Raw genomic sequence first — 18,318 nt, forward strand, 5'->3', positions numbered from 1 at the left:
CCTTTCACGGCCGTAAGAGACCTTTCAGAACGGTAAGATCCGCCGCGGTCCGGAGCCGGAGCGGCGCGGCTAAGCTTCGACTATGGACCCTGGAACAGCCCGCGTGATGGTCGTGGAGGACGACCCCACCGTCCGCATGATCGTCAGCGATCACCTGCGCGCCGCCGGATACGTGGTGGCCCAGCACGCCGACGGCGCGAGCGCCCTCGAAGCCCTGCGGGACCAGGTGCCCGATGTGCTGATCGTGGACCGCATGATGCCGGGACTCAGCGGGGACGAGCTCTGCCGCGAGGTGCGGACGTTCTCCGACGTGCCGATCATGATGCTCACCGCCATGGGCGCCGTGGAGGACCGGATCGAGGGTCTGGAACACGGAGCCGATGACTACCTCAGCAAACCCTTCGCCCTGCGCGAGCTGCAGTTGCGGGTGGCGGCCCTGGTCCGCCGCCGGGTCTCCTCGAGCGCTCCGGCCGCCTTCACGGCAGGGCGCTTCCGGATCGACCCCGCTCATCGCCGGGTGTGGGCCGACCAGCGGGAGGTGGCGCTCACCACGCGGGAGTATGAGCTGTTCCTCTACCTCGTCCAGCATCCCGACCAGGTGGTGAGCCGCGACGAGATCCTGCGGGAGGTGTGGGGGTGGGGCTTCGGCGACCCGTCCACCGTGACCGTGCACGTCCGGCGGCTGCGGGAGAAGATCGAGACCGACCCCCGGTACCCCTGCTATCTCCGCACCGAGTGGGGCGCCGGGTACCGCTTCACGATCGAGCCGTCATGCTGAGTCCTGCGGATCTGCTGCTGATCGTCGTGACGACGGCCGTCTGCACGGGGGCTGTCAGTCTGCTCGCCTGGCTGGCCCTGCGCTGGAACCGCCGCGGCTCGATCGCCTCCCAGTTCGCGATCGTGATCGTCGCGGTCGTCCTCTCGATCGCCTGTTCCACGCTCGCCGTGCTCGTGGAGATGTTCTTCTCACCCCACGACCTCACGGTCCTCGTATGGGTCCTCGGGGTGTCGGCCGTCCTGAGTGTCACGGCAGCCGTCCTCATCACCGGCAGGACCGCGCGGCGGTCCCTGGACGCGCTCGTGGCGTCGGCGCAGCGGGTGGGGGACGGCGCCGTCGTCGCGGCGGGGACGCCCGGCTGGCAGGAGTTCAACGAACTGTCCGCGGAACTCGCCGAGACGTCACGGCGGCTCGCGGCGGCGCGCGCGGAGCTGGAGAAGCTCGACGCCGCGCGGCGGCAGTTCTACGCCGGCATCTCTCACGATCTGCGGACCCCTCTCACGGGGATCCGGGCGCTCGCGGAAGCGCTGGAGGACGGCGTGGTGGAGGACGCCGGGGCCACCGCGCGCCGGATCGGGTCCCGGGCCGAGGCGATGACACGGATGGTGGACGACCTGTTCGAGCTGTCCAAGCTCCAGGAGGGTACGCTGCGGCTTCAGCCGGAACTGGTGGAGCTCCTGGATCTGGTCTCGGACGCCGTGACCGACGTCCAGCCGCTGGCGGAGCGGAAGGGGATCCGCATCTCCCAGCGCGGCGTCGAGGGGCGGTTGCTCTGGGCGGATCCGCGCGAGCTGAGCCGGGTCCTGGGGAATCTCCTCAGCAATGGGATCCGGCACGCCCCGGAGCAGTCGGAGATCCTGATCGCGGCGGACACCGTGGGGGAGGATCGCCTGGTGCTGACCGTGCTCGACCAGGGCCCCGGCGTCGCGGCGGAGGATCTCGGCCGGATCTTCGACGTCGGGTGGCGCGCGGATGCGGCCCGGACCGCCGAGGAGCCGTCGGAGCTCTCCTCGGGGGCGGGCCTCGGGCTGGCGATCGTGCGGGGCATCGTCGAGGCGCATGGCGGCAAGGTCCGGGCAGGCCAGGTCCCCGACGGCTTCCAGCTGGAGGTCACGCTGCCGCTGGGCGGGGCCGGTGCCGGAGGCGCTCCGCCGCCGGCGTCTTCGGTGCGCTGACCCGGCCCGATCAGCCCGAGGGCAGCACGACGCCGAAGCGGCCGGCGGTGCGCTCGAACTGGGCCAGGAGGCGCGGCCAGCGGTCCTCCTGGCCGAATTCCACCTGAGCCGCGGCGAGCTGCGCGGCCTGCTCCTCGGTGTTCCCGGTGGCACACCACCAGGCGAACAGGTCGAGGTTGAGGGGACCGCCGCTCCGGAGCGCCTCGGCGAGGGCCGGTGCGGTGTCGATCGCCGCGAGGTGCCCGTCGAGCTGGAGCAGGGCCTCACCGAACGCCGGGTGGAGGTCCTCGTCCGTCCAGGATTCCAGGTCGATCCACTGCCCGGGCCAGTCGATCACGGATTCGAAGCGTCGGCTGTACTGCGGCGTCGCCTTCTCCAGCCGATCCGGGACGGTGGCGCCCACGGTCCGCGCGAAATCCGGCACATACGCGCTGACCTCGACGTAGAAGCGCAGGTGGTCCGGTGCATTGCCCTGGCTGCGCTGAAGAGTGATCCCGTGCACCGCCTCGGGCGTCTCCCGCGACCAGCTGAGCTTGCGCTTCCGGTAGCCGAGGGGCTTGAGGGCGGGCACGACGACGCCGGCCACGAGAGCGTCGAACCTGGCCTCCAGCTCGCTCATGCGCGCCCCTCCCGGCGAAGAGGCGTCATCGGCGGTATGCCCGCCCGCCGCGCGGTGGATCCCATGTGTTCCCCCTGTCGTCCAGTCGCCGGTTCGTCCCGGCGACTCTGGAAGAGTATGCGGACCGGACCCCGATTGACCAGGGGCGGCCTCGATCACGCTGCCCTGCTGAATGCTGAACTGGAACTTACCTCGAGCAGGATCATCCGTGCGCCCCGGGAAGGGTCTTGGTAAGCGGGGATCGGCCCTGAGCGGCTGTGGTGATGACCGCGGAGATCCGGCTGGCGGACCACTTCGAGGGCCCAGAGCACACGGTCGTGGTCCGTCACGGCTGCCCGGATGCCAAGGCGCGCAACGAGGTGCTCGGCTCTCTTCGAGAGATCGGGATCGGTGACGGCAGCACTTACGGCTCACGCCGAGTCAGAGACGGTGTGAACTCAGCCGTGGTTCCGGTGACGGACCACTTCGCGGGGCAGGACCACCGGGACACCCGTGTCGGGATCCGGGATGACCCTCGCGTCAAGGTCGAACACGTCGCGCAGCAGCTCCTCCGTCACCACGTCCCGGGGCGGCCCTTCCGCGACGATCCGCCCGTCCCGCATGGCGATGAGGTGGTCCGCGTAGCGTGCGGCCATGCCGAGCTCGTGCAGCACCGCCACCACGGTCCGGCCGCCGTCCCTCAGCCGGGAGGTCAGATCCAGCACCTCCACCTGGTGGGCGATGTCCAGGTAGGTGGTGGGTTCATCCAGCAGGAGGACGTTCGTCTCCTGCGCCAGGGTCAGAGCGATCCACACGCGCTGCCGCTGTCCGCCGGAGAGCTCATCGAGGCGCCGGGCGCGCAGCTCGGAGACGCCGGCCGCCCTGAGCGCGTCGTCCACCGCCCGCTGGTCCTCTCGTGACCACTGGCTCAGGATGCTCTGATGGGCGAACCGTCCCCGGGCCACGAGGTCCAGCACCGTGATGGCGTCCGGCGTGACGGGCGACTGGGGGAGGAGCGCGGTCCGGCGGGCGAGCTCCCGGGCGCTGAACTCTCTGAGATCGGCCTGTTCCAGCAGGACCCTGCCGGCCTGGGGCGTCAGCAACCTCGCCAGGGTCCGGAGGAGCGTGGACTTGCCGCAGGCGTTCGGGCCGATGATGGCCGTGAAGGCCGCCTTCGGAATGCCGACGTCCAGGCCGTTCAGGACCGGCTTGCGGGAGTAGCCGCAACTCAGCGATTCCGCCGCCAGGACGGTGTCCGCTTGCACACTCATGAACGTCCACTTTCTCTGAAGAGCAGCCACAGCAGATATCCTCCGCCGATCACCACGGTGATGGCCCCGACGGGGAGTTTGATGCCAGGCAGCAGGTACTGCGCGGCCAAGTCCGCACCGGCCAGGAGGACGCCGCCCACCAGGCCCGATGCCGCGAGCCCGGCTCCGTCCCCACCGCCCACCAAACGGCGGGCGATCTGCGGAGCGGCCAGCGCGATGAAGGAGATGGGACCGGCGACCGCGGTGACCAGGGCGGTGAATCCCACGCCCAGCAGGACCAGGAGCGCCTTGGCCCGCTCGACCCGCAGTCCCAGCGAGGCCGCGGCCTCGTCACCGAGTGCGAACTGGGGCAGCATCCGCGCCGCCGGAACCAGCGCGGCCAAAAGCAGCAGTGCGGCGGCCGCCGCGGCGCCCAGCGGCTCCCACGTAAGGCCGAACAGGGACCCTGCTCCCCAGATCGCCGCGCGCAGCGCCACATCCAGATCGGCCTTCACGCTGAACCACGAGGTGAGCGCGGAGAGGATCGCCCCCACCGCGATGCCCACGATGATGAGCCGGAAACCGTGGATTCCCTGGCGGAAGGCCAGCAGGTAGACACAGGCCGCGGCCAGCAGCCCGCCCCCGAGGGCACCCGCCGCGGTGGCGGCGAACCCGCTTCCCCCGAGAAGGATCACGCCGACCACTCCGGTATAGGCGCCGGCGTTGAGGCCGATGATGTCCGGGCTGCCCAGAGGATTGCGGGTCAGGGTCTGGAAGATCGCGCCGCTGATCCCGAGGCTCACCCCGAAGAGCACCGCCCCCAGGGCCCGGGCGGCCCGCCACTCGAACACCAGACGGTCCGCGGTGGCCGCATCCGGGGTCAGGGCGTAGAAGACGGAGCCGAGGGGCACTCCGCCCGGCCCGAGTGTCAGGGCGAGCACCAAGCTGACCGGAATGAGTGCGGCCAGGACGCCCATCACCAGGACCGTCCGCAGTGTGATCCGACGGCTGTACGGCCCGGCCCGTAGCACCATGACCCGCGAACCGTGGCCGGCCGCCGTCACCAGCTCACCTTCCGGGAACCACGCACCAGGGCGATCAGGATCGGTGCGCCGATCAGGGCAGTGACCACGCCGGCCTGCACTTCGGCCGGCCAGACCATGAAACGGCCCAGCACATCCGCGGCCAGCAGCAGAGCCGGCGCCAGGACCAGGGCATAGGGCAGGATCCAGCGCTGATCCGGGCCCGTGAGCCATCGCACGGCGTGCGGCACCATGAGCCCTACGAAGGCGATGGGCCCGGCCGCAGCCGTGGCGGAACCGCACAGCAGGACGATGGAGAGCATGGCCACCGCGCGGGTGGTGGGGACATGGACGCCGACAGACCTGGCCAGGTCATCGCCCAGCGCGAGGGCGTTCAGGGCCCGGGTTGAGAGCAGGGCCAGCAGCAGGCCCGTCACGATGAAGGGCAGCACGGCGCTCACTGTCCCTGCCGGCCGGTCGGTGATGGAGCCGACGCCCCAGAACCTCATGCGGTCGAAAGTCTGCGGGTCGATGAGCGAGAGCGTCATCGACAGGCCGCCGAACACGGCGGTCAGGGCGGCGCCGACCAGGGTCAGTCGCACGGGGGTGGCACCCCCGGGACCCCGGGAGGCCAGAGCATAGACGAGCACTGAGGCGAGCACGGCCCCGGCGAAGCCCCACCAGAGATAGTCACCGATGTCCACCAGCCCGAACAGAGCCACACCCAGGCAGACCGCGAAGCCGGCTCCGGCGTTCACACCGAGGATTCCAGGATCGGCCAGGGGGTTGCGGCTCAGTCCTTGCATGAGCGCCCCGGCCACCCCCAGTGCGGAACCCACGAGAACGCCCAGGAGTGTCCGGGGGACGCGGACCTCGGTCACGGTGACCTGGGAGAGCGAACCGTCGGGCTGGGTGAAGGCCTTCAGCGCGGTGTCAGGGGGAAGGAGCGCGGAGCCGACCATGATGCTCAGTGCGCACATCAGCAGCAGGACGACGACGGCGGCCCCCAGGCCGAGGGCGCGGACGGTGGGGGCCGGCCTGGATGACGGAGCCGGGACGACGAGGGCGCTCACCGCTCCGCGGTCCCGGACGAGGCGAAGACGAGAGCCTCGACACCCCAGCCCAGCTCGTGAGACGCGTCGAGTCTCCAGCCGGCCTGGCCGGCGAGCTCCGCGAGGCGCGCCGTGCTGCGCGCCGGTGCCCCGGTGAGGGCGAACTGCAGCAGCTGCTCCTCCTGCGCACGTGGGCTCAGCGCGTCCTGCCGGGTGCGCTCCACGAGCACCAGGTGCGGGGCCGTGCCGTTCAGCCGGCGGAGGTGCTCCGCGGCCTCCTCGTCGGTCCGGTGCCCCAGCGCCATGGCCTGGATGGTGACTTCCGGGCGCGGGCCGTGGCCGTACTGGACCCCGGGTTTGAGATCATGAGCGGCCTTCAGGGCCTCCCCGACCGGTGCCGCACCGGGCCCGTCGCAGACGACGGCGGAAACGGACTTCCAGAGCGGGAGCGCCACCAGGCCCGGCATGAGGTAGGCCAGGCCGCCGGCTTCTTCGGCGAGTTCTTCGGCGAGCTCCGGATCGCCGGCCACGGATTCCGCGAGCGTCACTCCGTTCATCACCTGCCACGCGCTCCGGCCGGTGCGCAGCGCGCCGGGAAGTGCGGTCAGAGCCAGGACGGCATCGGCTTCGCTTCCCTGGAACTCCTCCCGGGCGTGCTCATCGCCGAGGACTTCCGTGCCGAGCGGGCCGAGCGTCAGGCCCTGGGGCCCGGTGGCCAGCACACCGCGGAAGGTCAGGAAGGAGAGCAAGGCGGACGTGCTGCCTGAGGCCAGGCCGAGGCGGGCCTCGAGCTCCCCGGCGGTGTGCGCGCCGTCGTCGACCGCGTCCAGGATGCCGGCCTCCAGGGCGGCGCGCACGGCCAGCCAGGCGAGGGGCGAGGGGATGGGCTCCGCGCCGGACGGGGCGGCAGCGGGGCCCCGCTGCTCCGTGCCCGTGGCGGCTGCCGGTTCCTCCCGGCGCACATGCCAGTAACCGGTGATGTCGGTGCGCGACCGGGGCACGCCGTGCCTGCGGAGAGTGAGCTTGCGGACCGGCAGGAGGGACCGGGCCTCCGCGGCGGCCCAGACGTAGGGGGTGCCCTCCCAGACCTCGGGTTCAAGTGCCGCGACGGCCTCTTCCAAGGCGGCCGGGTCCCCGGGCTCGGCCACGATCCAGTCGATGCGGTCGCCGGGGCGTGTCGCGAGTTCCTGCCGGGCGGAGTCGTGCCCGATCGTGATCAGTGCGCGGACCGGGACGGTCAGAGGGCGCTCCTCCAGGAAGCGGCTGATCGCGGGCAGACCCGTTTCATCGGCGATCAGGAGGGCGCGGTCTGCATCCTCCGGGACCCGGGTGCTGGACTTCGGTCCGACGAACCACAGGGGGTCGCCGGGCTTCGCCGCGCGAGCCCAGGCCTCCGCAGGACCGTCGGCGGGCCCGGCTGAGTGCAGGACGAAGTCGAGATCGAGATCGTGGTGGCCCACCCGGCGCGGCGTGTAATCGCGGGCCTGGCGGTGCGGGGCGGCCCCCCACTCGATGCCGTGCTCGAGCTGCCGGGGGAGGATGTCTTCCACCGAGCCCTCCGAGGCCAGCAGGATCTTCACATGATCATCGAATCCGGGGCTGGCGAAGCCGGGGAAGCTGAGACCGTCCCGGCTGAACGCCCCGAGTTCCTCGCCGCCCAAGGTGATCCTCCGCATCCGCGGGGTCACGTCGAGGACGCGCAGGACCTCCACGCGACGGAGAACGAGAGGGTGGACGGTGATCCGGGAAGGGCTCATAGGGCGAAGGGCTCGCGTTTCATCGGGTCGGAGGCGGATGGCGGGGCCCCTGCCACGGCGGCGCCGCGGCAGGGGACACGCTACTTGGTGAACTTGTCCTTGACGAGGTCCAGGAGGGCCATGGTCTCGTCGTAGTCCGCGCGGTTGGTCCAGTACGGCAGGTCGAAGGCCTGTCCGTTCTTGAAGGCCGGCAGCTTGGCGTAGACCGCGTTCTTGGACAGTGTGGCGACGTCGACGGGGGCGCCGTTGAAGCCCGTGGCGAACAGGGTGGGCTGGGTGAGGACCTGTCCCACCTGCTCGGTGGAGAGCTTGAACGAGTCGCCGCCCGCGGTGTACGGCTGGTAACGGCCGGTTGCGAAGAGGGGCGCCGGGGTGAATCCCAGGTCCGTGAAGACCCGGGGAAGTCCGCGGGTCTCGATGCCGACGTACGGGGTCTGGTCCGCGGTGAAGCTCACGAAGACCGACTCACCCTGGGGGACGGTGATGGACTTCTTCACCTCGGCCGCCTTCTTCTCGTAGGCGGCGAGGGCGTCCTCGTAGACCTTGTCCTTGCCGAACACGTCTTTGGCGAGGAAGGAGTACTGGTCCTTCCATTCGGTCTTCTTGCCGGACACGATCACGGTCGGCGCGATCTTGGAGAGCTGGTCATAGGCCTTGGTGGCCTGCATCAGCGGGAAACCGATGCCGCCGGCCACGATGAGGTCCGGCTTCAGCGCCAGAATCGCCTCCATGTCGAAGCCGTCGGTGCTCCAGGGAAGGAACGTGGTGCCGTCGGCCTTGGCATCCTCGGCCCAGAAATCCGAGAGCTTCCCCTTCTGGTCCGCGTCCTCCGGGATCATCGCGGCGACCGGGACGTCCAGGTCGTAGAGATAGCCGGCCAGCGCGTAGTTCAGGACCACGACCTTGCGAGGGTTCGCGGGGATCCGGACCTCGCCCTGGTCCGTGGTGACCACACGGGTGGCGTCCGCCGTGGAACTGCTGCTGGAGCCGCCGGCGGACCCCGAGGGGGCCGCGCATCCCGACAAGACAAGGCCGAGGGTCAGGGCCGAAGCGGCGACGGCGGGGAGGAATGTGGAACGCGAACGCATGGGAACCTCTTGGGAGTGCGGCGGGAGACCGCCGATGAACTTAGGTAAGACTAAGGTAATTTGGTCATGTGGGCTTTTCGTTCCGGATGCGACACGGTCCCGGGACGAACACGACACACCCGGAGGAGGCGGCACATGACCCGAGCGATGACGAACCTGAAACACCTGGTCCCGGAGAATTCCGTCCGTTTCATCGGCCACGCCACGCACAGCCACGAGGAGCCGCATCTCATTCACGTGGCCGTGGGCGCCGCGCACCTCGATGTGGCTGGTGAGGCCGTCACCTTGCACGCCCGGGAATCACTCTGGCTCGCGCCACGGGTTCCGCACGCGGCCCGGTATGAACCGGGCAGCCTCGTCCTGGGTCCGTTCCTGTCACCCGGAACGGTGCCGCCCACCCCGGTCTACCGCCTGGGACATCTCCCGGCCCTTACCACGGTGATGACCACCATCCTGGGGGTGGCCCCGCAGACCAGCGAGCAGGTGGCGCATCTGAGGTCCGCTCTGGATGAGATCCTGACGGATCTGGTCACCGAGCACTTCGCCCTGAACCGACCGCGGCATCCGGTGGGAGCGGCGATCGCCCGGGAGGCGGCCATCTCACACGAGACGCTTGGGGCGATCGCCGCGCGGCACGGGATCAGCGCCCGTCAGGTCCAGCGGATCTTCGCCGACGAAACCGGGTTTCCCTTCCACCGGTGGAGGGTCCGGGCCAGGCTCAACGCGGCGCTCGCCAGGCTCCGCGCCGGGGAGTCGGTGACCCGGGCCGCCACGGCTGCCGGCTTCGGAACCCGGTCCGGTCTCCTCAAAGCCCTCAGCCGGGAGACCGGCGGCCCCGCCGGACCGCTGCTGAACAGCCTCACCGGCCCCGCCTAGACGCCCGTCCCGCACGGCGCGTGGGCCGCTGCTGAACAGCCTCACCGGCCCCGCCTAGACGCCCGTCCCGCACGGCGCGTGGACCGCGGGCCGATGCCTCAGGCGATCCGCGCCGGACGCACCGGCCCGACGCGAAGCCTGCCGCCGGCGTCGAGCACTTCCACGGGAGTCCCGTACACCTCGGAGAGCACCTCGGCCCGGCAGACTTCATGCACCGGCCCCAGCGCGCGCACGCGCCCCTTCTTCAGGAGCAGCATCCGGTCCGCGTAGGACGCGGCGGCGTCCAGATCGTGCAGCACCACACCCACCGCGGCTCCCTGGGACGCGAGTTCCCGGGTGAGTGCCAGGGTGGCCTCCGCATGGGCGACGTCCATGGCGCTGGTCGGCTCGTCCAGCAGGATCACCGAGCCGTCCGCCACGGGGGTGGCCTGGGCGATGACCCGGGCCAGCGCCGCGCGCTGCCGCTCGCCGCCCGACAGAGTGGTGATCTCGCGGTCGGCCAGCCCGCTCAGCCCGGTCAGCTCGAGCGCCGCAGTGACGGCGGCGCCGTCGTCGGCCCGTGCCTTCCGCCAGGGGGTGCGGCCCATGGCCACCACCTCCCGGACGGTGAACGCGAACGCGACGGCGGAGTCCTGCGGCATGACGGCGCGCTTGCGCGCGGCCTCGGCGGAGGGAACCCGGTGGGACTCGCGCTCTCCCAGATGCACGGTTCCCGAGCTGGGCCGCAGCTGCCCCGCGGCCACCGAAAGGAGGGTTGACTTCCCGGCGCCGTTCGGACCGATGATCGCCGTGACCTGACCGGGCTCGAGCGTGAGATCCACGGCATCCACCAGGTGCCGGACGCCCATCCGGACGCTCACCGCCCGCAGGCTCAGTGCGCTGCTCATGCCTGCACCCCCGAACCGCGCAGGGTCCTGCGGAGCAGAACCAGGAACAGGGGACCGCCGACTAGGGCGGTGAAGACGCCCACGGGCAGGTCGGCGAACGGGATGACCGTGCGGGCGGCGATGTCCGCCAGGCCGAGCAGAACGGCCCCGCCCAGTGCGGAGAGCGGCACCAGATAGCGCTGGGAGGGGCCCACCACCAGCCGGAGGGTGTGCGGCACGATCAGGCCCACGAAGGAGATCACCCCCGCGAAGGCCACGGCCACACCGGTCAGCACGCACACCAGGAGGATGGCGAGCAGTCTCAGCCGTTCCACCGGGATGCCCATGGCGGACGCCGAGCGGTCGCCCAGGGCGAGGACGTCGATCTTTCCGCGGATCGCCAGACAGCCGAGAAGCCCTGCCAGGAAGACGGCCGCGGTGATCCCGGCGGACTGCCAGGTGGCGTTGGAGAGGGTCCCCATCTGCCAGAAGATGATCTGTTCCCGGGAACTGGTGTCGCCGAGGAAGACGAGGAAGCTGGTGGCCGCCCCGGCCACCGCGTTGATGGCGATCCCCGTCAGAACCAGCGCGAGGACCACGGCCCGGCCACCGGTGCGGGACAGGGACCACACCAGGGCCGTGACCAGCAGGGCGCCGGCGAAGGCCGCCGCGGGCAGGGTCCAGGGCAGTGTGACGGCGGCACCGGCCACGATCACCAGGCTCGCGCCCACCGACGCCCCTGCGGACACTCCGATGATGCTGGGCTCGGCGAGGGGGTTGGCGAAGAGGCCCTGCATGACGGTCCCGGCCACGGCCAGGCAGGCGCCCACCAGCAGGGCGAGCACCGTGCGCGGGAAGCGGATGGTCCAGAGGGTGGCGTCCAGGCGGTCCGCGAGCGGATCGGCGCCGCCCAGGGCCACCCGGCGCAGTGAATCCAGGACCTGGCCCGGCGAGGTGGAGAACTGGCCGAGCGAGGAGGAGATCAGGATGACGAGAACCAGGGCGGCACAGAGGACCGCCGCCGTGAGCAGGGCCCGGGCGCGCCGGCCACCGGTTCGCCCGGTGGATGCCGGGGCGGTTCCGGGTCCCTGGTCCCCTCCCGGCGCGGCCCGCTGCGGGGACGTGCCCGTGGTGCCGCCGTCCGCGGGTGCGGTGAGGGTGGGGGAGTCGTAGTGCGTGCGACCGCCGTGGTCCTCGGGGAAGGACCTCAGGCCGGGTACCGCCGGGGAACTCACTTGGCGCCCGACCCGTCGGTGTAGATCGCTTCGGCCAGGGCGATCAGGTTGGCCGGGGTCCGGGGACCGTAGGAGAGCAGCTGGCCGTCCGCGGCGGTGATGATGCGCTTGTTGGCACCGGCGGTGGTGGCGGCCATTCCGGGCCGCTTGACCAGCCCGTCCACGCCGCCCGTCGACTGGACACCGTCCTTCATGGCCAGGACGATCTCCGGGTCCAGGCTGACCAGTGCTTCCGCATTGGCCGGTTTGAGCTGGGTGATGCCGTTCTCCGCGGCCACGTCCTTCAGCCCCAGGGCGTCGATGACGTCGGCCGCGCCGTAGTCACGGCCCAGGATGAAGAACACGCCCGCCGTGCCGCGGATGTAGAGCACCGCCCCGCGCGGGGCGGTGGGAGTGGCCGCCTTGAGCTCGGAGATCCGGGTGCGGGCCTTGGCCAGGTCCGCGTCCGTGCGCTGCGCGAGGGTGTGGGCCGCCTGGCTCAGGCCGAGGGCGCGTCCCACGGCGTCGATGGTCTTCCCGATCCCGTCCAGGCCCTGAGGCTGCTTGAACCGGACCACGGTGACACCGGCGGACTCCAGCTGCCGGTATTTGTCCTCGCTGCCGATGGTGGTGTTGGTGAGCACGAGGCTCGGACGCAGCTGCAGCACGGCTTCCGTGTTGAGGTCGTGCCCTCCCTGGGTGACGACGGGGAGGTTCTTCAGGACCTTCTGGGTGTCCGCGTTCGACCGCCCCACCAGATGCTTCTCCAGTCCGAGCCCGACCACGGTGTCCGTGAGGGTGCCGTACAGGTCCAGGGCGAGCAGCCGGTCCGTGGACGTGACGGTGACGGAGCGTCCCGAAGCGTCCTGGACGGTGACCGGCAGGGCGGGACGCGGGTTCTGCACAGCCGGCGTCACGTCCGGGACGGTGGCGGCTTCCGCCGGGCCCTTGAGCGTCAGGGCGTTGACGGCGCCGGGGGCGGCGCTTGCGCTGGAGGGCTTGGCCGGGGTGGGGGCCGCGCTCTGGTCTGCGGGCGCCGCGACACCGGGAGAGCAGGCGCTCAGCAGGAGCGCGACGACGGCGGCCAGCGCCACGGCGGGGAAGGTCTTGCGGGTCTTCACGGAATCTCCATCGCGTGTCTGGTGGAAAGCGGGGACGACGGCGCCGCCCGGTGGAGCGGCGCCGTCAGGCGCTCAGATGCGGGGGTCCGCCGGGAGGGAACACCCCTCCCGGCGGGCGTCCGCTCAGTGGCGGGCGGTGGTCTCCTGGCGGCGGGCCGCCAGGGTCACGGCTGCTGTGCCGAGCAGGAGCAGCATCCCTGCCACGCCGATGACGCCGGCGGAGGCGGCGCCCGTGGAGGCCAGGGCCGTGCCGTCGGAGTTGACCAGGTTGCCGGCGGCATCGCGGCAGACCTGCTTGGTGGTGGCTCCGGTGGCGCCGGACATGGAGACCGTGAGGCCGTCCAGGGCCTGGCCCGCGGAGTAGAAGCCGGCGAACGCCCGCGCGCCTTCGGCGGTCAGGGTGGCGCTGGCGGAGCCGCCGGTCTGGGAGAGCGAGCCGAAGCTCAGCGTCGCGAAGGTGATGTTGGAGGCCGAGAGATCCTTGCGCTCCATGTCCTGGCTGCTGACGTTGGCCACGAGCACGCCCGTGCCGGCGCCGGTGATCTGGACGCGCACACCGCTGATGGTGGTGTTCAGGAGACCGTCATGCCCGGAGAAGTTCACCTGGCCGGGGAAGGACAGGGTGCCGAGGCCGTTCGCGTCCAGGCTGCCGGTGCCGGAGCCCCAGAGGAATCCGTCACCGGTGGAGGTGGCGCCGTTGGCCGTGGAGATGCTGCCCTTGGCGATGCCGCCCACCACGTAGCTGCGGAAGGACGACTTCACGCCCCAGCTCAGGGACGGGGTGCCGGACACGGCGGACACGTCTTCCACGGTGCACTTGACCTGCGGGGCGGGCTTGACCGTGGGCTTGGGCCTCGGGGCCACGATGTTGCCGTTCGTGACCAGGGGAGTGACCTGCGGCTTGCCCGGGGTCTTGCCGCCACCGTTACCGCCGGTGCCGGGCTTGTAGGTGAAGGCGACGCTGGTCCCGGTGAGGTCCTGACGTCCCAGCAGTGTGTCCGGGGTGATGAGGCCGTGGGCCACCCAGGTGATGACCTCGAGCGGATCGGTGGTGCCTGCGGGGATGTTCAGCGTGGTGCTGAAGGCGCCCTGGCTGATCAGGGCGCCGGGGACCCACTGCGCCTCGCCCACGGTGGCGTCGTGCATGTTCTCCATCGTGATGGTGGAGAGGTCGGTGCCCTTCTTCACGGCGGCGACGTAGACGCCGTTGGCTTCCTTGCCGGTGGAGGTGAGCGGCAGCTTGGTGAAGCCCTTGCCGGTCACAGTCACCGCGCCGGTGACGGGCTTCTCCGGTTCGACGACCGTGGGGAAGAGTGCCTGGCGCTGGGCCGGGGTCAGGGTGAGGGCCTCACGGTAGAGGACGGTGGAGGCGTCGGGGTTGGTGTGGCCCTTCCAGACCACGACGTCGTAGGAGGCGTCCTGGTTCAGCGTGTCCGCGGCGATGGCCTTGGTGTCCTGGCTGAAACCGTTGTCCACCAGGCTGCGGGCCCAGTTGGCGCCGAGCACATCGGCCGCGCCGAAGGAGCCGGTGGCCTTGCTGCGGTCCACGATGCCGACGTACACGCCGTTGACGAGGTCGCTGCTGTAGTCCTTGCCATTCACGTTCACCACGAGGCCGTCCTGGGCGGTGGCGGACTTGACGGCGTGTTCGGTGCTGGGGGTGGCCGCCGGAGCGGGGAACAGGGCGTCACGCTGGGCCTTGCTCAGGGTGAGCGGCTGGCGGTAGATGACGTTGTCCGCCGTGGGGTTGCCGTGGGCCGACCAGATGATGACGTCCAGCGGGGCGTCCTTGCTGAGCTTCGCGGTGGGGACGGAGACCGTGGTGTTGAAGACACCCTGGGCGCCGGCCGGCATGTAGGCGAAGTTATTGCCGAGCGTGTTCCCGGCGTTGACGTCGGTGGACGCGGCCGAGCGGTCGATCACTGCAGCGTAGACGCCCACGGCGTCCTTACCGGTGGAGGCCTTCGGGAGGTCGAGGTACCCGGTGCCGCCCACGGCGAGCTTCAGTCCGTCGGTGGCGTCGGCGGAGGTCACGTTCACGGTCGTCTGCGGGTTGAAGCGCGACGGCGCGGTGAAGGTTCCCGTGGCGGACGCGGGGTCGAGGGCGGTGCCTTCAGAGTAGAAGCCTGCGAAGGCCTTGGCGCCGTTGGCGGTCAGGAGGGCCGAGACGCCCTGCAGCTCAAGCTTGCCGCTGCTCACGGTGAGCGGGGAGAAGGTGACGTTGGCGAAGTCCGTCTGTGCGACGTCCAGGGCGGGGCTGCCGCCGAAAGCCTTGGTCTTGGCGTCCAGGCGGAGCAGGCCGGTGGTGGACGAGGTGATGTGCAGTGTCGGATGGGCGAAGGTGACATCCAGCTGGCCGCTGTGACCCGTGAAGTGCACGGTGCCCGGGAAGGACAGGCTGCCCGTTCCGTTCTCCAGCTGGCCGGTGCCGCCGGCCCAGTCGAAGAGTCCATTGCCGGCCTGCTGGGTCACACCTCCGCTGGGGGTGATGGCGCCCTGGGCGATCGGGCTGAGGAGGTACTTGCGGAACGATTCTTTGACGCCCCAGGTGAGTCTGGCGTCGGAGACGGTGCCGGTGACGGGGTCCGCGGCCTGAGCGGCCGGGACCGCGGCGAAGGTGCCCGCCGCGACCACGGCCGTTGCGGCCGCCGCCCCCAGGGCGCGTCGCCATCGAGGCAAGTGAGTGATGGACATAGGAAAACTCCAAGCGTTGAGAGATCGGCTGGCACGAGCGGCCTCGCCGAAGTTAGCTTATGCTTACCTCAGAGAATTAACCAAGACGAACGTGAGCTAATAAACCCGACAGGGTGCGGCTCTGGCGATCCACTGTCGAAAGGCCGTCCCATGTCTGCTGAAAGCCCCGCTTTCTCCTCCCGCCTGCGCCAGGCGACCCGCGTGGACCATACTGAAGCCGAGAGCTCGGAATTCATCACGTCCCTCATGGAGGGGGCGCGCAGCGGCGCGGACTACGTGCTGCTCCTGGCCCAGTACCGGCCGCTCTATGCGGCGCTGGAGAGCGCGACGGCGCGGTGGCGGCACGAGCCGGCCGTGGCGGATCTCTTCGACCCCGCGCTCGACCGCCTGGCGGCGCTCGATGCAGACCTTCCGCGTCTGGCCGAGTGGGCCAGCCTTCGGGAAGTGCCCGCTGTCGTCCCGGCCGCCGAGGCTTATGCCCGGCGCATCACGGCGACAGGCGCGATGAACGACCCGGGTCGCCTGGTGGCGCACCACTACCTGCGATACCTGGGCGATCTCTCGGGTGGGCAGGCCATCGGCGCCCTGGTGGCGCGCCATTACGGTGTTCCTGCTGACCTGCTGCGCATGTGGGAATTCCCGTCCATCCCCAAGCCCAAGCCGTACAAGGAGCGGTATCGGGGCCTCCTGGATGCCTTCGCCGCGCAGCATGACGGTGACGCGGTGGTACATGAAGCGGCGCTCGGTTTCCGACTGAACCGTGACGTCTTCGGCGAACTGTCCCGGCGATCCCCACAGCTCGCCACGGTCTGACCACGGCCCGTCCGAGCAGTCGGACATGCCATGATCGGGACATGGACTCCACGGACACGGCCCCCGCCCTCCGCTCCCGCTCCCGCGCCGGACTGCCCGACTGGGCCTGCTTCCTCCTCGGCGTCGTCTGCGCCCTGGTGGGCCTGCTGCCCTGGCTCGCGCAGGGCATGCGGCTGCCGCTCCAGAACCTCTGGTCGGATCCGGTGTGGCCGGACGCGATGCCGCTGGTGGCCCTGCCATTCAGTCAGTACTCGTTGATCCTGCTCGTGTCCCTCATGGTGACGGGCTCGGCCCTGGCCGGCCTGTTGCTGCGGAGCGTGGGCCGTCCCCGGCGGGCCCGGGGATTCGTCCTGGCCTGGGCGGGGCTCCTGCTCGTGCAGGGTGCGGCCACCGCTCAGACCGCGAGCGAGGTGCGCCCAGGACTGTCGGCGGACTCGCGGAGCGATCTCTACTTCGGGGCGATCCTGGGGGTGATCATCGCGTCCATCGTGGTGGGCCTGCTGGTCGCGGTGCTCGTGTCACGCGCTCCGGCGCCGGGCGCCGCGCTGGGCCTGACGACGGGCGCCCTCGTCGTCAACTCGTGGCTCAGCACGCTGCTGTACGCGCAGGACGGCCCGTTCCGGATTGCCTCCCCGGTGCCGTTGCTGGAGTGGCTCCCCGCCGTCTTGGTGGGCGCGGTACTGGCCTGGTGCGGCGTGCGCAGTGTGGGCCGGGTGCTGGCCTGGATCGTGTCGCTGTTCCTGTTGTGGATCGTGCCGGCGCTCTTCACCGGCATCATGACCGCGGCGGGCTCCCGGGTGCTCCTCCGCAATCCCCGGGATGCGGTGGACGCGGCCGGAGAGATCTTCGGCGCAGCGCTCGGACCGGCGGGCATGTCGTGGCGATACGTGCTGGTGGCGCTGGTGATCGGCGCCGTGGGCGCCGCCGTCGCCGGAGTGATCCGGCGACGGCGGCGCGTGGCCTGATTCAGGCCACGCGCCCCTCGGCGTACTCCCGGAGCAGGGTGACGAGCGCCTGGCGCTGCTCGGGGCTGAGGCCTTCCGGCAGCTGATGGACGGCGCCCGGAGCGGCGATGATCTGACGGTCGTTGTCGGGGCTCAGCCGCAGGCTTTCGGGGTCGATGGCGGCCCGGTCCGTGCTCACCGGTTCCTCTCCGAGATCACGGGAGAGCAGTCGCCGGTCCGTGATGAGGAGACCGTAGACGCCCATCAAGGTGGCCGAGGTGAAAGCCGCCAGCAGGCGCTCGCCCGGCTCGAGAGGCAGCTTCTTCGCCGCCTTGGCGAAGTGTTTCGCTTGCTGGGGGTCGTCGTCGTACTTCACGACGTCGCCGAGACCCAGTTCCTGCACGCGGCCCCGGAGGTCCGTGGCGGTGACGGGCGCCTGCGGAACCGTGGCGCCGAGGGACGGTGACAGTTCCAGCACGGTGTGGAGGGCGTCGGCGAGCAGACGGCTCAGGCCGGCGGTGCGATCGTCGTCCAGCAGGCCGGACGAGTACTCCCAGTTGTACGACTCCGTCGCGGCCGCTGTGGTCTCTGCCGCGGACGCCGCAGCCCCGCCGGGACCCGTGAACAGCGGATACTGGCGGGGGAGCGCCTTGCCGAAGATCCCGTCCACATCGTCCTTGACCACCAGTCGCCGGTCGGTGATCAGGAAGCCCTGCGCCTCGCGACGGCCGGAGAAGCGGCTCTTCACGTGATAGCCGAGCCAGGCGAGCGGCAGTTCGTCCTCTCCCGAGGGGGTCGAGAGCATCAGCTGCTCCGTGGCCTGCCAGAACACCTCCTCATGGTCACTGTGCACGGGGCGCGGCTCGCCCGGGATGAAGACGAGCCCGTCGAGTGCCGGCCCGGGAGCGAGACGCTGCCGGAGCGCTGCGGACAGGGTCGAGTGGATGCTGCGGCGGTCGCCGGGCAGGGCGTCGAGGTACGCGGACAAGGATGAGGGCATGGAGGCCTCCGGTCAGAGGTGCCGGCGGACGGGTCCCAGGTCCGTCCGCCGAGGGCGAGTGTGATGGTTC

General features: G+C 70.8%; 16 protein-coding genes. 5 read left to right on the forward strand and 11 right to left on the reverse strand.

Translation table 11 applies throughout. The features are described 5' to 3' along the window. Window positions 1-82 precede the first annotated feature (82 nt). A complete protein-coding gene (locus BLV63_RS09425) occupies window positions 83-778 on the forward strand; it encodes a response regulator transcription factor (protein ID WP_066212086.1) in 696 nt (231 codons plus the stop codon). Then, window positions 772-1,953, forward strand: a complete 1,182-nt coding sequence (locus tag BLV63_RS09430; RefSeq protein WP_066212087.1) for a sensor histidine kinase — start codon at window positions 772-774, stop codon at window positions 1,951-1,953. Before BLV63_RS09425 ends, BLV63_RS09430 begins: the two co-directional genes overlap by 7 nt. A 10-nt stretch (window positions 1,954-1,963) precedes the next feature. On the opposite strand, the gene BLV63_RS09435 is transcribed toward BLV63_RS09430, so the two are convergent. The 6 genes from BLV63_RS09435 to BLV63_RS09460 all read right to left on the reverse strand — a co-directional run bounded on the left by BLV63_RS09435 (window position 1,964) and on the right by BLV63_RS09460 (window position 8,720). After that, window positions 1,964-2,572 (reverse strand): DUF4304 domain-containing protein, encoded by a 609-nt coding sequence (locus tag BLV63_RS09435; RefSeq protein ID WP_066212089.1) that lies wholly within the window; start codon window positions 2,570-2,572, stop codon window positions 1,964-1,966. A gap of 437 nt (window positions 2,573-3,009) precedes the next feature. Beyond that, a complete protein-coding gene (locus tag BLV63_RS09440) occupies window positions 3,010-3,822 on the reverse strand; it encodes an ABC transporter ATP-binding protein (protein ID WP_066212091.1) in 813 nt (270 codons plus the stop codon). Further along, the gene (locus BLV63_RS09445) at window positions 3,819-4,865 is read right to left on the reverse strand and encodes a FecCD family ABC transporter permease (RefSeq protein WP_254780538.1); all 1,047 of its coding nucleotides are present in this window, start codon (window positions 4,863-4,865) and stop codon (window positions 3,819-3,821) included. Before BLV63_RS09445 ends, BLV63_RS09440 begins: the two co-directional genes overlap by 4 nt. Next, window positions 4,862-5,896 carry an iron chelate uptake ABC transporter family permease subunit gene (locus BLV63_RS09450; protein WP_066212093.1) on the reverse strand — a complete coding sequence of 345 codons (1,035 nt, stop codon included), beginning with the start codon at window positions 5,894-5,896 and terminating at the stop codon, window positions 4,862-4,864. Before BLV63_RS09450 ends, BLV63_RS09445 begins: the two co-directional genes overlap by 4 nt. Next, window positions 5,893-7,632: a siderophore-interacting protein gene (locus BLV63_RS09455; RefSeq protein WP_066212095.1), complete on the reverse strand. Its 1,740-nt coding sequence runs from the start codon at window positions 7,630-7,632 to the stop codon at window positions 5,893-5,895. The genes BLV63_RS09450 and BLV63_RS09455 overlap by 4 nt, the downstream gene beginning before the upstream one ends. Window positions 7,633-7,712: 80 nt before the next feature. Further along, window positions 7,713-8,720: an ABC transporter substrate-binding protein gene (locus BLV63_RS09460; RefSeq protein ID WP_066212097.1), complete on the reverse strand. Its 1,008-nt coding sequence runs from the start codon at window positions 8,718-8,720 to the stop codon at window positions 7,713-7,715. Window positions 8,721-8,855: 135 nt separating this feature from the next. Between BLV63_RS09460 and BLV63_RS09465 the strand changes: the two genes are divergently transcribed. Then, the gene (locus BLV63_RS09465) at window positions 8,856-9,596 is read left to right on the forward strand and encodes a helix-turn-helix domain-containing protein (RefSeq protein ID WP_217640447.1); all 741 of its coding nucleotides are present in this window, start codon (window positions 8,856-8,858) and stop codon (window positions 9,594-9,596) included. 98 nt (window positions 9,597-9,694) lie between these two features. Here the strand turns inward: BLV63_RS09465 and BLV63_RS09470 are convergent, their stop codons facing one another. The 4 genes from BLV63_RS09470 to BLV63_RS09485 all read right to left on the reverse strand — a co-directional run bounded on the left by BLV63_RS09470 (window position 9,695) and on the right by BLV63_RS09485 (window position 15,491). Beyond that, window positions 9,695-10,483, reverse strand: a complete 789-nt coding sequence (locus BLV63_RS09470) for a heme ABC transporter ATP-binding protein (protein ID WP_066212101.1) — start codon at window positions 10,481-10,483, stop codon at window positions 9,695-9,697. Continuing rightward, on the reverse strand, window positions 10,480-11,697 hold the full coding sequence (locus tag BLV63_RS09475; protein WP_254780539.1) for a FecCD family ABC transporter permease: 1,218 nt from the start codon (window positions 11,695-11,697) through the stop codon (window positions 10,480-10,482). Before BLV63_RS09475 ends, BLV63_RS09470 begins: the two co-directional genes overlap by 4 nt. Beyond that, the gene (locus BLV63_RS09480) at window positions 11,694-12,797 is read right to left on the reverse strand and encodes an ABC transporter substrate-binding protein (protein WP_066212102.1); all 1,104 of its coding nucleotides are present in this window, start codon (window positions 12,795-12,797) and stop codon (window positions 11,694-11,696) included. Before BLV63_RS09480 ends, BLV63_RS09475 begins: the two co-directional genes overlap by 4 nt. A gap of 123 nt (window positions 12,798-12,920) precedes the next feature. Continuing rightward, the gene (locus tag BLV63_RS09485) at window positions 12,921-15,491 is read right to left on the reverse strand and encodes an HtaA domain-containing protein (RefSeq protein WP_066212104.1); all 2,571 of its coding nucleotides are present in this window, start codon (window positions 15,489-15,491) and stop codon (window positions 12,921-12,923) included. A 150-nt stretch (window positions 15,492-15,641) separates the two neighbouring features. Here BLV63_RS09485 and BLV63_RS09490 point away from each other — a divergent pair, with 150 nt between their 5' ends. After that, window positions 15,642-16,304, forward strand: a complete 663-nt coding sequence (locus tag BLV63_RS09490; RefSeq protein ID WP_066212105.1) for a biliverdin-producing heme oxygenase — start codon at window positions 15,642-15,644, stop codon at window positions 16,302-16,304. Window positions 16,305-16,345: 41 nt separating this feature from the next. Beyond that, the gene (locus BLV63_RS09495; protein ID WP_066212106.1) at window positions 16,346-17,269 is read left to right on the forward strand and encodes a hypothetical protein; all 924 of its coding nucleotides are present in this window, start codon (window positions 16,346-16,348) and stop codon (window positions 17,267-17,269) included. A gap of 1 nt (window position 17,270) precedes the next feature. Here BLV63_RS09495 and BLV63_RS09500 read toward each other — a convergent pair whose 3' ends face one another. Beyond that, window positions 17,271-18,248, reverse strand: coding sequence for a hypothetical protein (locus BLV63_RS09500; RefSeq protein WP_066212108.1), 978 nt, complete (start codon window positions 18,246-18,248; stop codon window positions 17,271-17,273). Window positions 18,249-18,318: the final 70 nt, after the last annotated feature.

The sequence above is a fragment of the Arthrobacter woluwensis genome (assembly GCF_900105345.1).
GTDB classification, from domain to species: Bacteria; Actinomycetota; Actinomycetes; order Actinomycetales; family Micrococcaceae; genus Arthrobacter_E; species Arthrobacter_E woluwensis.